Origin of the sequence: Pseudarthrobacter sp. P1 (assembly GCF_050156935.1) — a bacterium.
In the GTDB taxonomy this organism is placed as follows: domain Bacteria; phylum Actinomycetota; class Actinomycetes; order Actinomycetales; family Micrococcaceae; genus Specibacter.
Window position 1 is genome coordinate 1,678,262 of sequence record NZ_CP189584.1, and the last position, 13,798, is coordinate 1,692,059.

Here is a 13,798-nt window from a genome sequence, read left to right on the forward strand (position 1 = left end):
ACACAGCAGAAGGAATAGGGATCATCATGGCCAAGGCACTGATCATTGTGGACATGCAGAACGATTTCTGCGAGGGCGGCACGCTCGCCATAGCCGGCGGCGCCGCACTGGCCGGGGAGATCAGCGAGCTGCTGGATTCCGGCGCGGACTTCGACTTCGTGGTCGCCACGCAGGACTGGCACGAGGATCCGGGGACGCACTTCTCCGAAACGCCCAACTTCACCACCAGCTGGCCCGTGCACTGCAAGGCCGGGTCCAAGGGCGCGGCCCTGCACCGGGACCTGGACCAGGACAACATCGACGCCTACTTCCGCAAGGGCATGTTCGACGCGGGCTACTCCGGCTTTGATGCCCTGCTGGCCCCCGAGGACGAGGTCCGCGTGGGCGAGCGCGAGGCCGGCGAGGACGACGACACCGAGGCGGACACCGAAATTGTGTCGCTGGATGACTGGCTGCGCGGGAACGACGTCGACGAGGTCACCATCGTGGGCCTCGCCACCGACCACTGCGTGAAGGCCACAGCCCTTGACGCCGTGCAGGCCGGCTACGCCACCACCGTGCTCAAGGACTACGTGCTGGGCGTGGACGAGGACGCCAGCGAGGCGGCCCTTCAGGAGATGGCCGACGCCGGCGTCGAACTCGGTTAAACCACGTTGAGCGCTACTTCTTCCCGAGGAACCAGTCCTGGAGCTTCTTGAGGCGCTGCTGGAGCTGTGCCTCGTTGGCCTGGGCCACCGCCGGGCCGCCGGACATCCGGCGCAGCTCGCTGTGCACCATGCCATGGGGCATGCCGCTGCGGGCGCTCCAGGCGGAGACGTTCTTGGCCAGCTCGTTGCGCAGATCGGTCAGCATGCGGTGGTCCGTCACGGACGGCACCACGGGCTCCGGCTCGGCGACGCCGCGGCGCTTGCGCCGCGACGCCTGGTCCGCCTGGCGCTGGCGCAGCAGCACGCCCACCTGGTCCGCATCGAGCAGGCCCGGAATGCCCAGGAAGTCCAGCTCGTCCTCGCTGCCCACCTCGCCGCCGGTGCCGAACTCGCCGCCGTCGAAGAGCACGCGGTCAAAGGACGCCTGGGATTCCAGCGCCTCGAACTTGAACTTCTCCAGCGTGTCGGAGGCCTTTTCCTCCCGGTTCGCCTCGAGCATCTCGGCGTCCTCGGTGGCGAAGCCGTCCTCGTCGTGCTTGGGCCGGTCCAGGGCGTGGTCGCGTTCCAGTTCAAGCTGGTTGGCCAGCCCCATCAGGTTCGGCACCGAGGGCAGGAACACCGACGCCGTCTCGCCGCGTTTCCGGGCGCGCACAAAGCGGCCCACGGCCTGGGCGAAGAACAGCGGCGTAGCGGTGGAGGTCGCATAGACGCCCACCGCCAGGCGTGGCACGTCCACGCCCTCGGACACCATGCGCACCGCCACCATCCAGCGCTTGTGGCTGGCGGAGAATTCCTCGATCTTGTTGGAGGCACCGGCGTCGTCGGAGAGGATCACCGTGGGCGACTCCCCCGTGATCTTCTTCAGCTGGCCGGCGTAGGCGCGGGCATCCTCGTGGTCGGTGGCAATCACCAGCCCACCGGCGTCGGGCACGGCCCGGCGGACCTCGGTGAGGCGCTTGTCGGCGGCGGCCAGCACGGAGGGGATCCACTCGCCGGCCGGATTAAGCGCGGTGCGCCAGGCCTGCGAGGTGATGTCCTTGGTCACGGGCGCGCCCAGCGTGGCGGCCATTTCCTCGCCGGCGCTGGTGCGCCAGCGCATCTGGCCGGAATAGGCCATGAACATCACCGGGCGCACCACGTGGTCCCTGAGGGCCTCGCCGTAGCCGTAGGTGTAGTCGGCCTTGGAGCGGCGGATGCCCTCGTGGTCTTCCACATAGTCCACAAACGGAATGGCAGCGGTGTCGGAGCGGAACGGCGTACCAGTCAGCGCCAGCCGGCGCGAGGCCGGGTCGAAGGCCTCGCGGATGCCGTCGCCCCAGGACAGGGCGTCGCCGCCATGGTGGATCTCATCCATGATCACCAGCGTGCGCTCGGCCTCGGTCTTGGCCCGGTGCAGCATCGGCTTGCTGGCCACCTGGGCGTACGTAACGGCAACGCCCCGGAAGCCGCGGCCGTGCTTGCCGTCGGCGTTCTTGAAATTGGGGTCGATCGCAATGCCCACGCGCGCCGCGGCGTCGGCCCACTGGCGCTTGAGGTGGTCCGTGGGCGTGACGATGGTGATGCGGCTGACCTGGCCGCGCTCAATGAGCTCGGTGGCGATCCGCAGCGCAAAGGTGGTCTTACCGGCACCGGGCGTTGCCACGGCCAGGAAATCCCGCGGGTTTCGATCGAAGTACTTCTCCATGGCCGCGGCCTGCCAGGCACGGAGTTTGGGGGCTGTTCCCCACGCCGCCCGCTCCGGATAGGCAGGGGGCAGCGACGGGGAACCGAACAGTGAATCGGTTTGAAGGCTCACTTATTTCTTGGAACCCGGGTCATCGCCGCCGGGACGAAGCCCGTCATAGATGGCCTTGCAGTCCGGGCAGACGGGGAATTTCTGCGGGTCGCGGCCGGGCGTCCACACCTTGCCGCACAGGGCAATGACGGGATCGCCGGTGAGGGCCGATTCCATGATCTTTTCCTTGCGCACGTAGTGCGAAAAGCGCTCACGGTCGCCGGGCTCGACCTCTTGGGCCAGCTCCTCGCGCTCAATGGTGGCGGTGGAGCCGCCGGGGCCGCCAGGGGCCCGCATCGGATCATTGTCGAATGGGTCTGGTGGCATGCTCATGGTGTCCATTCTATGCCACGGGGGCCGCGGGGAATTAAGCGCACAACGACGACGGCGGCTCCCGCCTTGGTCTCCCAAGGCCAGAACCGCCGTCGTTGTGGCGTGTCGCCCGCCGGTAAAAAACCAGCCGCTAGATACCCTGCCATGCGGGCTTGTTCGTGTACGTGTGGCGGTAGTAGTCGGCCAGCTTCAGCTCGCTCGCGGCGGCCTCGTCCACCAAGATGGTGGCGTGCGGGTGCAGCTGCAGCACGGAGGCGGCGCAGATCGCTGCCACCGGGCCCTCGACGAAGTCGCGGACGGCTGCGGCCTTGCCCACGCCGGTGGCCACCAGGACCACGTGCTTGGCGTCCATGATGGTGCCCAGGCCCTGGGTCACCACGTGGTGCGGAACATCATTGATGCTGGAGAAGAAGCGTGCGTTGTCCTGGCGCGTCTGCTCGAGCAGCGTCTTGATCCGGGTGCGCGAGGCCAGCGAGGAGCCGGGCTCGTTGAAGCCGATGTGGCCGTCGGTGCCGACGCCCAGGATCTGCAGGTCCACGCCGCCGGCGGCCTTGATGGCTGCCTCGTAGGCCGCGCAGGCGCCCAGGATGTCCCCGGCGGTGCCATCCGGGCCGTGCACGTTCTCCGGCTTGATGTCCACCCGGTTGGTGAACTCGCGGCGGATCACCTCGCGGTAGGACTCGTAGTGGCCCAGCGGCAGGCCGACGTACTCGTCCAGGGCAAAGCCGTGGGCCTCGGCAAAGCTCAGGCCGTCCTCGTCGTGGCGGCGGGCCAGTTCATCGTAGATGGGCAGCGGGGACGACCCCGTGGCCAGACCGAGGACGGCGTTGGGCTTGCGCCGCACCAGTGCCTCGATGGCGTCAGCGGCGAGGGCGCCGATTTCTTTGCTGCTGGGGAGGATGACAACCTCCATGGACCACTACCTTTCAAAAGCAGAACAGGTGTATTCGCCCGGCACGGTCCGAAGGATGGTCCGCACTGGCTATGCCTGGGCACAGCGGGCATGCTCTATCCGAAGATATCCCATGTCCTATGACTTATCTAGCCTCAGACATCGTTGGACGCAGCCAGCAGGAGTTCCGGGGCTCGCTTGTCATAGATGGCTGCGCCCCACCGGATGCCAAGCACCAGGAAGACGGTTCCAAGCACCAGTGCTACGGCCAGCGCAATCCAGCCCAAATAGGCCTGCTGCGCCACAACCCCCACGATACTCAATACCGCCACCGGGAGCACCATGACGGCCACTCCTGTGACGCCGGCAATCTGGACCAGGACATTGGAGAAGCTGTTGCCCGGCTTGGACTTCAGCGGGCTCTCCCCCGGCGCCGCCACCTTGTAGGTGAAGCGGGCGGAAAACACGCTGGCCAGGCCAAGGGACGCCGCGATGACGGCAAATGACAGGCCGAGGGTGCCGGGCAGGTGCGCCCAGCCGTTGTTGACGGCCGCCCCCGCCACGGAGTAGAGCACGCCCAACGGGACGGCCAGCACGGCGCAGGCCAGCGCCCGGCCGGAACGGTCCGCGCCCGGCGATGCCCGTGGCGATGTGCAGGGCGAAGGCGGTGTTGTCATAGGCAACGTCGGTGGAGATGAACCAGCACAGCAGGTAGGTGGCCATCGCGCCGGCAAAGAGCAGGATCCCGAGGGTGCCGTTCTGGTAGCCGAGGAAGGCAAACAGCAGCGGCAGCAGCGGGCTGATCACCAGGCCCGCGGAGTAGCGCGGGTCGCGGAACCAGTACGTCAGCGAGCGCGCGGCCACGGCACCGGTCGGTGTGGCGGGGAACCGGGCGAAGAAGCCGAGGTTGCCCGCGGCCCTGCGGGTGCCGCCCGCATGGGCCGGCGTCACCAGGGCGCGGGCCAGCAGGAGCTTCCACAACCAGGCCAGTGCGGCGAGCGTACCCACGGCGATCAGGAATTTCAGTCCGGCCGCGCCGTAGTTGCCTCCGGCCAGTTCCGCCGGGACCGCCCAGGCCGCACCCAGCGGCGTCCAGGACAGCGTGCGGGCCAGTGCCGGGAGCACCGAGGCGAAGTTGCTGACGGCGTCGCCCACGCCCGCGACGATGGGCCCCATGAGCATCAGCGGAACCAGCAGCACCAGGGCGCTGGCATCCTTGAAACGGCGCGAGGCGGCCAGGCTGGTGCTGGCCGCCGCCATGGCACGCGAGGCCACAATGCAGGTGAGCACGGCCAGCAGGGCACAGACGACGGCGGCCACGGCGGCCAGCGGATGCCGCCACCAGGTGCCCACCGTGCCCAGGGCCGCCAGCAAGGTGATGGCCCCGGGGATGCCGACCACTCCGGAGAGAGCCAGCCCGGCCAGCAGCGTCCGCATCGGGATGGCGAAGGTGCACAAGCGCTGCGGGTCCAGGGTCATGTCGATGCCGGCCGCCACCACTGGCACCACCAGCCAGCCCAGCAACAGGGCCGAGCCGGCCAGGATGATGACGGTGGAGGCCACCTCCAGCCCGGCCGAGCCCAGCAGCACGAGCCCCACCAGCACCAGGACCAGCAGGCCCAGTCCGTAGAGGCCGCCGACCACCAGGCCCACCACGGCCATGGTGGAGCGTTTGAGCGAGTTGCGCAGGAGCGTGAGCTTGAGCCTTAGGAGGTGCGCAACCATGACAGCCCCGCACTCGTGTTCCGGCCGCCCACCAGCTGGACAAACCGCTCCTCCAGGGACTCGCCGCCGCGGACCTCGTCCACTGTGCCGGCGGCCAGCACGTTGCCGCCGGCGATGACGGCCACGTGGTCGCACATGCGCTGCACCAGGTCCATGACATGGCTGGACACGATCACCGTGCCACCGGAGCCGACATAGTCCGCGAGGATGTCGCGGATGTTGGCCGCCGACACCGGATCAACGGATTCGAAGGGCTCATCGAGCACCAGCACCTTCGGGGCATGGATCAGCGCCGAGGCCAGGGCAATCTTCTTGGTCATGCCCGCGGAATAGTCCACCACCAGGGTCCCGGCGTCCTTGGACAGGTCCAGGGCGGCCAGCAGGTCCCCGGTCCGCTCGGCCACCGTGTCCCGGTCCATCCCGCGCAGCAGCCCGGCATAGGTCACCAGCTGCTCGCCGGAGAGCCGGTCGAAGAGGCGGACGCCGTCGGGCAGGATGCCCATCAGCTTCTTGGCCTCCAGCGGCCGCTCCCACACACTGACCCCATGCACCCATGCCCCGCCGGCGTCGGGGCGCAGGAGTCCGGTGGCCATGGACAACGACGTCGTTTTGCCGGCCCCGTTGGGCCCCACCAATCCGTAGAAGGATCCGGCCGGGACGTCCAGGTCAATGGCGTTGACGGCCGTCTTGTCCCCGAAGCGCTTGACCAGGCCGCGGAGGGCCAGCGCCGGGATGGGCGGTGTGTGCTGTGGTGCGGGTTGGCTCATGGGGACACGCTAACAGCCGGCATTGGGCACCCGGCCCATTCCAAAGGATGATCTCTGCCGTTCATTAATGGACGGAGCCGGCCGCCGTTCCGGCCTCGGCGGCGCCCACCAGGCGTCCCACCACAACTGTGGCGTCCAGCTCGCCGCAGGAGGCCACCCGGGCCCGCAGTCCGTTGGCCGCCAGGATGGCCGCCAACGCCGGGGCCTGGCGTTCGCTGGTCTCCACCAGCAAGTGGCCGCCCGGCGCCAGCCACCGGCCGGCCGCCGCGGCCACCCGGCGCTGGATGTCCAGGCCGTCCGGGCCGCCGTCGAGGGTCACCGCCGGCTCGTGCAGCCGGGCCTCCGGCGGCATCAGGCGGATCTCGCCGGTGGGGACGTAGGGGGCATTGACCAGCAGCAGCGTGACCCGGCCGCGCAGGGACTTCGGCAGCGGGGCAAACAGATCCCCCTCGAACACCGCTGCGCCCAGTGCCGCCAGGTTGCGCCGGGCGCAGGCCACCGCGGCGGGATGGATGTCGGCGGCATAGAGCGTGGTGCCGCCCCGTTCCCCGGCGAGGGCCGTGGCCAGGGCCGCACCCACCGCGCCGGAACCGCAGCACAGGTCCAGCAGCACTGGCACGTCGGGGCTTTTCCTGGCCAGGTCCAGTGCCTGGGCCACCAGGAATTCGGTGCGCCGGCGCGGGACAAAGACATCCGGGTCGACGCCGATGCGCAGGCCGGCGAATTCCGCCCAGCCCAGGATGGGTTCCAGCGGCAGGCCCGACACGCGCCGGGCCACCATGCCGGCCAGGTCTTCGGGGGTCAGGGCGGCCTCGATCAGCAGGGCTGCCTCGTCTTCGGCATAGACGCAGCCTGCGGCGCGCAGCTCCGCGGCGATGCCGCTGGCGGAGAGGTCAAGGGAAACGTTCATAGGGGGTGCCTTTCGGGAGGACCTATGGGTGCCAACCTATCCCGGCCGGGGTGCGGCCCGTTCGTATTGCGGCGCCCACGGCGCCGGCGCGCCCAGGGCGTGCGCGGCCTCCAGCCACCAGTGCGGGTTGCGCAGCACGGCCCGGGCCATGAGCACGGCATCCGCCTGGCCGCTGGCCAGCACGTGTTCGGCCTGCTCGGGCGAGGTAATGAGTCCGATGGCGGCCGTGGGCACACCGGCCAGCCGGCGGATCTGCTCGGCAAAGGTGCTCTGGTAGCCCGGCCCGACCGGAATCGTCAGATGCGGCACGGCGCCGCCCGAGGACACATCGATCATGTCCACCCCGTGGGCCGCCGCGGCCCGGGCCAGCCGCACCGAGCTGTCGGCGTCCAGTCCGCCGTCGGCCCAGTCGGTGGCCGAAATCCGCAGCAGCACCGGCATCTCCGCGGGCACATTGGCGCGCACGGCATCCAGCACGGCCAGCAGCAGCGCACGGCGCCGCTCCTCGGTGCCGCCCCACTCGTCCGTGCGCGTGTTCACCAGCGGCGAGAGGAATTGGTGCAGCAGATAGCCGTGGGCAGCGTGGATCTCGAGAACGTCGAACCCCGCCCGCACGGCGCGGGCCGCGGCCGCGCCGAAATCCGCGATGACAGCGGCAATGTCGGATGCGTCCATGGCGCGCGGGGCCGCAAAGCCGTCAAAGGCCTCGGCCGTGGGCCCCACGGTCCCCCAGCCGTGCTCCGCGGCGGGGACGCTGCCCGTGCGCCCGGAGAAGGGCCAATAGGTGGAGGCCTTGCGCCCGGCGTGGGCCAGTTGGATGCCCACCTTGGCCCCGATGGGTGAATGCTCGTGGATGAAGGCCGTGATGCGCTGCCACGCAGCCTCCTGGGCAGCGTTGTACAGGCCTGTGTCGCGGGGGCTGATGCGCCCGGCGGCATTGACGGCGGTGGCCTCGGTGAAGACCAGCGCCGCTCCCCCGGCGGCGAATTGGCCCAGATGCACCAAATGCCAGTCCCTGGGCACACCCGGCTCGGCGGGGTCGCAGGAGTACTGGCACATGGGAGACACCCAGCCGCGGTGCGGCAGCTCCAGGCCGCGCAGCCGCAGCGGGGTGAAAAGCAGGGGTGTGCCCATCAGCCCACCAACTCCGCCGCGGTCCGGACCATGGGTCGGCCTAGAACAGCGCCCGGGCGAGGGCCTGGCGTGCCGCGGCCACCCGCGGATCGGCCACGCCGACGACAGCGAACAGTTCCAGCAGGCGCACCCGGGCCGTTTCGCGCTCGGGGCCGAAGTGGCCCTTGATGAAGCCGACGATGCGGGCAAAGGCATCCTCGATGTGGCCACCCGTCACGTCCAGGTCCGCCACGCCCAACTGGGCATCCAGTGCATCGGGATCATCGGCGGCCCGACGGCGCAACACATCGGCGTCCTCGGTGCTCAGCGCGGCGGTGCGGCGCATCAGCTGCACCTGGGCCAGGCCGATCTTGGCATCGCCGTCGGCGGGCATCTCGGCCAGGGCCTTGGTGTAGGCGGCCTCGGCAGCGGCCAGGTCGCCGGATTCGATGGCGTCAAAGGCGGCCTGGTGCAGCGGGGGCAGCGGCTTGGCCTCGGGCTCGGCCTCGGCGTTGCCGCCGAGAGCACCATCCACGCCGTTGGCCGCGGCCACCTTGAGCAGCTCGGCCAGAAAACGCTCCACCTGCTCCTGCGGGAGATCGCCCTCAAAGAGCGGCACAGGCTGGCCCTTGACCAAGGCCACCACGGTAGGCACCGCCGTCGCGCCGAAGGCCTGGGCGATGGTCGGGCTGGTTTCCGCATCGACGCGGCCCAGCAGGACCCGGCCGGCGTAGGCGGCCACCAGGGCCTCCAGCACCTGGTTGACGTGCGCGGACTGGGCGGACCAGCCGGCGCCGAGTGAGACCACCACGGGCACCTGCCCGGAAATCTGCACCAGGTCCTGGAAGTTGGCCTCGGTCACATCCACGGCAAACGTCTGCTCCGGCGTCCCGGCGCCGCCGTCGGGCGAGGCGGCCGGAGCGGGGACGGGGGCGGGGCGGGCATTCTTCAGCACGGACAGGTCCACCGCACCACGGAGGTTGATGCTGGCAGCGACGGCGGGATTCACGGGAGGCTGGGTCATGGTTTCACTCTATCTGTGCCGCGCCCGGCCGGAACATTCTCCGGCCGGGCGCACCTGGTGGGGCGTGTCTACTTGAAGGTTGCGCCCACAAGCTCACGGGTGGCCGAGAGCAGCGTCAGCTTGCCCTCGCCGCCCGCCGGGGGGATGTAGAGCACCACCGGCTCGCCGAAGCTCAGCGAGTAGCCCGTGGTGGTTTCCTTCCCACCGGCAAACACCGCGGCTTCATCGGCGATGGTCAGCTTGGCCTCGGCGTTGGCGGTGGCGTCCACCTGGAACTTGAAGTTGGCCATCACCATGGCACCGCCGTCGGCGGTGCGCAGCACGCGGGTGGAGTCGGCCGCCAGGGTGTGGGCGAACACGTAGCTGGCGTCCTTGGCCTTTTCCTGGAACTGGGCCTGGTAGGTCTCCGTGTCGGTGATGTAGACGCTGTCCTTGAACCTATCCTTCCACCCGCTATCGCTCCTGGTCAGCCGGTCGCTGAGCCCCGCCAGCGCCTCGTTGGGGCTGTACGCGAGGGAATCCTTGCTGTCCGCGGCAAGCTGCTCGCTGCCCGCCTTCTCCGCCTTGGGGAACGTCTCACCGGGCAGCAGCGGAGTGGACTCGGTGAGCTTGTAGTTCTCCCGCGGATTCTCCTGGACCAGCGTCAGCACCTGCGGCACCTCATTGCCCGCACCCTGCGTCACGGCCATGACGGTGCGGGGCCAGGCGGCGCTGGTGGTGACCACCTTGGTGAGGAGCTTGCTGCTGGCCACCGGCAAGACGGCGGCATAGCTGGAGACCTGCGAGCGGATCTTGTAGTTGGCGGCGCGGATTTCCAGGGCCGAACCGGCGACCCGGGGCTCCAGTTCCTTGGCGTCCTTGGCGTTGTCGCCGGTACCCACCACGTTGGCCACATCGGTGAGGATGCGGTTGAACTGGTTCTCCAGCAGGACGGGGAGTCCGGGTGCCGGCGCCGAAGCACTGGGCGTGGCCGTGGATGTCCCGGTGGGCGTGCCGGAGGGCGTAGGCGTTGCCGTGTCCGCATGGGCCGGGGCCAGGGATCCGGCCACCAGGACGGCGGCGACGGCGGCACCCCAGCGTGCGCGCAGCGAGGCGGCCGCCATCCGGGGGTTCCTGCCCTTGCCCTGGTCCTTGGACTCCGGGGCCGTGGGCTTGCCGGCAGCGGAGGCAGGCCCCGCGGCCGTGGCACCCTTGGCCGAAGCCGCATCCTTGGCGGCGCCGGGCTTGGCGGACGGGCCGGCGCCGGGGGCGTCGTCGTCGTCCTTGCCGTCTTCCTTGCCGTCGTCCTTGGCAGAGCCCTTGGACGCATCCTTGGGCAGGTCAATGGCCTCCGTCTTCGGGCTGCCTGCGATCTGCGCCTTCGGGCCGGCTGCCGCATCGGTTGCTGCACTGCCGGTGGCAGGCGTGGCCGGCAGCGGAATGCTCGTGGCGGCGTCAACCGGCCAGGCTGTGCTGGGGTCGGACGGGCGCACCGGCGCGGCGTCGGTCGGGGCGTTCTTGCCCGCTGCCGCGGCGGGGGCCGGGGATCCGTTGGTGGTCCTGATCGTGGCCCCACCGGTGGCCGCCGTGCGCCGCGGGCCGGCAGAGCGCCGGCGCTTCTTCGGCTTGACCAGGAAGGCCAGCGCGGCCAGGGCCAGGGCGATGGCACCGATGACCATCAGCGGCACAGCCCAGGGCGTGCTGTTGTCATTGGGGACCGTCACGGAAATGTCCGTCGGGGCCGCGGCCGTGCCACCGGAGGACAGCAGAATGGACCAATCGCCGTCGGCCGGCGGCGTCCAGTCAAGGTCCATGGTTCCCGTTGCGCTGCGCTCGCTCACCCACAGGTCCGAGCCGGCAGGGTTGGGCACGGTGGCATCGCCGTCGGCATGCGTGGTGGTCAATTCGGTGAAGCCGGCGTTGGCACCAGTCACCGTCAGGTGCGCGGCGGTGCCCACCCAGCCGTTCACATCGTCGGGACGTCCAATGGCAAAACCAATGGGACCGGCACCCTTGATGGTCAGGTGCACCTGCCCGTGGTGGGAGGCCAGCAATGCCGGTTCAAGCACTGTCAATGGCGAGCTCTGCGGCGATCCTGCCACGGACGCCGTCACCGTTGCCGGCGGCAGCCAGACGGTTCGCTGGCCAATTCCGGCAGCAAGCAGCAGCAAGCCCAGAATTGCCAGTCCGATCGCTATTTTTGAACGCACAGAATCATACCTATCTTCGGCGGAAAAATACCTTGAAGCTGCCTTAATCCTAACCGGCCCTGAATTTGCAGCGCCGTTTTCGGCCCAATTTGCACCCATCGGGGGCGCTGGCGGCCCGGGATCGGGAATCGCCGCCAACCCACGGCCGGCCCCGCCACCGCGCGGATGCGAGCCGGTCGGGGCACTAACGGACTCGGGGCCAAATGAGGCCTTGCTCACTCCCGTCCGCTGATATTGTGGCTGTGACTTATTGCCGTGCCCGGCCACGGCACCATGAATAGTGATGTGAAAGCAACGGCCCTACGTGACGCAGAGCAACGAATCCGACAGCCTTGACCAGCCGGCGGCACCGGCCGAAGAGTCCCCCGAGCCCGTTTCCCACCATCACGGACTCATGCACAAATTGATCGCCGGTGTCCGGCGGCCCATTCCGGGCGCCCAACCCCGCATCCGCTTCTCCTTTCCGCCCGAAGCCGAGGCGGACTTCGCCGACGAGGCAGCCAGCGTTGCGGCGGTGCCGGCACGCTATGCCATGTCGCCGATCCAAAACCCGATTTACCTCGGTTTCATGGGGACGGTGGGTGTTGGTCTGGCCCTGTTCCTGTTTGCCATGATCACCAATACGCAGCAGCTTCTGTTGTGGATTGTCGCAGCCCTGTTCATTGCCCTCGGACTTGACCCCGTGGTCCGCGGGCTGGAGCGGCGCAAGGTCCCCCGGCCGGCCGGCATCCTGCTGGTGCTGCTGGTGCTGGTGAGCATGCTTGCGGCGTTCTTCGCCACGCTCATCCCCACGCTGGTGCAGCAGACGTCCCAGCTGGTGGAAAAGGCCCCGGTGTGGATCAGCGACTTCCTGAACTCCGACTTCTTCAAGAACCTTGACAGCCAGTACCACGTCATTGACCGCATCAATGAGGAAGTGGCCAAGTTCTTCGCCAATTCCCAGGCCGTGGGCGGCATCTTCGGCGGCGTCATCGGGATCAGCAGCACCATCGCCAACGGCCTCTTTGGCACCCTGATCGTGCTCGTCCTGAGCCTCTACTTCCTGGCCTCCCTGCCGGCCATCAAGAACTGGAGCTACCGGCTGGCCCCGCGGTCCCGCCGCGCCCGGGTGGAAAGCCTCAGCGAGGAAATCACCCAGTCCGTCGGCAACTACGTCATCGGCCAGGTCTGCGTGGCCGTTTTGAACGCAACCTTTGCCTTCATCGTCATGAGCATTCTGCACATTCCGTTCAGCGTCCTGCTGGCCTTCGTCGTCGCCCTGCTCGCCTTCATCCCGCTGGTGGGCGGCATGATCGCGGCCATTCTGGTCATCGCGGTGAGTTTCACGGCAGGCTGGCAGACGGCCGTTGCCTACGCGATCCTCTACTTCGCCTATCTGCAGTTCGAGGCCTACTTCGTCTCGCCACGCATCATGCAGAAGGCTGTGGCGGTCCCGGGGGCCATGGCCGTCATCTCGGTCATTGCCGGTGGCAGCCTGCTGGGCGTGCTCGGCGCACTGATTGCCATTCCGACGGCGGCCGCCGTCATGCTGCTGATCAAAGAGGTCTTCATCACCCGGCAGGACAAGCACTAGGCCGGTCCTCCCCCACCAACTGGGGAGCAGTTGCTGCTCCCCAGTTGGTGGGGGTCTACTGTGCTGCGATGGCGACAGGTCCAGCCCACTCGGCGGGCAGCGGCTCGACGGCCGTGTCCAGCACCCGGGCGGTGATCTCGGCCAACACGCGGGTGGCATACTTCTCCCCCACCCAGAGGTGCTTGGCGCCGTCGACGCCCACCACCGCGGCCTGCGGCACCAGGGCAAAGCGGGCCGCGGCTTCAACGGGCTGGAGGTAGTCGTCGAATTCGGGCACCAGCACCGTCATCGGCTTGCCGGAGGCGCCCCAGCGGGCCAGATCTTCATCCGTGACCCGGTGCAGCGGCGGGCTGAGCAGGATGGCACCCTCGACGGCGTCGGCCACGGGCGGCAGCGCACCGTACTTCAGGGCCAGCTCGGTGCCGAAGGACCAGCCCACCAGCCAGCGGTTGGGCAGTGAGCGGGCGACGGCGAACTCCACTGCAGCGACGACGTCGGCCCGCTCGCCAATCCCCTCGGCGAACGCACCGGAGCTGGTGCCGCGCGGCGACGAGGTGCCGCGGGTGTTGAAGCGCAGCACGGCAATGCCGGCCAGGGCGGGAAGCCGGTAGGAGGCTTTGCGGAAGACGTGGGAATCCATGAAGCCGCCATGGGTGGGCAGCGGGTGCAAGGTGATGAGCGTGGCACGGACGGGACCGGAGGCCGGCAGTGCCAGCTCCCCCACCAGGGTCAGTCCATCGGAGGTGGTCAGCTCGATGTTTTCCCGGATGGCGGGCAGCACCGTGGCGGCGCGGATGGCCTCGGGCATCTCGGAGGTGCTGAACACATACTCTGCGGGGTCAAAAGACATG

Annotated in this window: 12 protein-coding genes; 2 read left to right on the forward strand and 10 right to left on the reverse strand. The window is 69.0% G+C overall.

Features of this window, described 5'->3' with window-relative positions; genetic code table 11:
* The first annotated feature begins 26 nt into the window (after positions 1 to 26).
* Positions 27 to 647 (forward strand): isochorismatase family protein, encoded by a 621-nt coding sequence (locus ACQCSX_RS07970; RefSeq protein ID WP_427018468.1) that lies wholly within the window; start codon positions 27 to 29, stop codon positions 645 to 647.
* Positions 648 to 660: 13 nt separating this feature from the next.
* Here ACQCSX_RS07970 and ACQCSX_RS07975 read toward each other — a convergent pair whose 3' ends face one another.
* From ACQCSX_RS07975 to ACQCSX_RS08015, 9 genes are all read right to left on the reverse strand, one after another.
* Complete coding sequence (locus tag ACQCSX_RS07975; RefSeq protein ID WP_427018469.1) at positions 661 to 2,442, reverse strand: DEAD/DEAH box helicase; 1,782 nt, start codon at positions 2,440 to 2,442, stop codon at positions 661 to 663.
* Positions 2,443 to 2,754 (reverse strand): DUF3039 domain-containing protein, encoded by a 312-nt coding sequence (locus ACQCSX_RS07980; protein ID WP_427018470.1) that lies wholly within the window; start codon positions 2,752 to 2,754, stop codon positions 2,443 to 2,445. It lies immediately after the preceding gene.
* Between the two features lie 130 nt (positions 2,755 to 2,884).
* The gene (nagB, locus tag ACQCSX_RS07985) at positions 2,885 to 3,667 is read right to left on the reverse strand and encodes a glucosamine-6-phosphate deaminase (RefSeq protein WP_427018471.1); all 783 of its coding nucleotides are present in this window, start codon (positions 3,665 to 3,667) and stop codon (positions 2,885 to 2,887) included.
* 180 nt (positions 3,668 to 3,847) lie between these two features.
* Entirely contained in the window at positions 3,848 to 5,371 is a 1,524-nt protein-coding gene (locus tag ACQCSX_RS07990) for a transporter (protein ID WP_427018472.1), read from the reverse strand.
* A complete protein-coding gene (locus ACQCSX_RS07995) occupies positions 5,353 to 6,138 on the reverse strand; it encodes an ABC transporter ATP-binding protein (RefSeq protein WP_427018473.1) in 786 nt (261 codons plus the stop codon). Before ACQCSX_RS07995 ends, ACQCSX_RS07990 begins: the two co-directional genes overlap by 19 nt.
* Before the next feature lie 64 nt (positions 6,139 to 6,202).
* Positions 6,203 to 7,048, reverse strand: a complete 846-nt coding sequence (locus tag ACQCSX_RS08000) for a putative protein N(5)-glutamine methyltransferase (RefSeq protein WP_427018474.1) — start codon at positions 7,046 to 7,048, stop codon at positions 6,203 to 6,205.
* 36 nt (positions 7,049 to 7,084) lie between these two features.
* A complete protein-coding gene (locus ACQCSX_RS08005; RefSeq protein ID WP_427018475.1) occupies positions 7,085 to 8,182 on the reverse strand; it encodes an NADH:flavin oxidoreductase/NADH oxidase in 1,098 nt (365 codons plus the stop codon).
* 40 nt (positions 8,183 to 8,222) lie between these two features.
* Positions 8,223 to 9,185 carry a tetratricopeptide repeat protein gene (locus tag ACQCSX_RS08010; RefSeq protein ID WP_427018476.1) on the reverse strand — a complete coding sequence of 321 codons (963 nt, stop codon included), beginning with the start codon at positions 9,183 to 9,185 and terminating at the stop codon, positions 8,223 to 8,225.
* A gap of 68 nt (positions 9,186 to 9,253) precedes the next feature.
* A complete protein-coding gene (locus ACQCSX_RS08015) occupies positions 9,254 to 11,335 on the reverse strand; it encodes a hypothetical protein (protein ID WP_427018477.1) in 2,082 nt (693 codons plus the stop codon).
* 343 nt (positions 11,336 to 11,678) lie between these two features.
* On the opposite strand from ACQCSX_RS08015, the gene ACQCSX_RS08020 reads away from it, so the two are divergent.
* The gene (locus tag ACQCSX_RS08020; RefSeq protein ID WP_427018478.1) at positions 11,679 to 12,947 is read left to right on the forward strand and encodes an AI-2E family transporter; all 1,269 of its coding nucleotides are present in this window, start codon (positions 11,679 to 11,681) and stop codon (positions 12,945 to 12,947) included.
* Between the two features lie 55 nt (positions 12,948 to 13,002).
* Here ACQCSX_RS08020 and ACQCSX_RS08025 read toward each other — a convergent pair whose 3' ends face one another.
* The gene (locus ACQCSX_RS08025; protein ID WP_427018479.1) at positions 13,003 to 13,797 is read right to left on the reverse strand and encodes an alpha/beta hydrolase; all 795 of its coding nucleotides are present in this window, start codon (positions 13,795 to 13,797) and stop codon (positions 13,003 to 13,005) included.
* Between the last annotated feature and the right edge of the window lies 1 nt (position 13,798).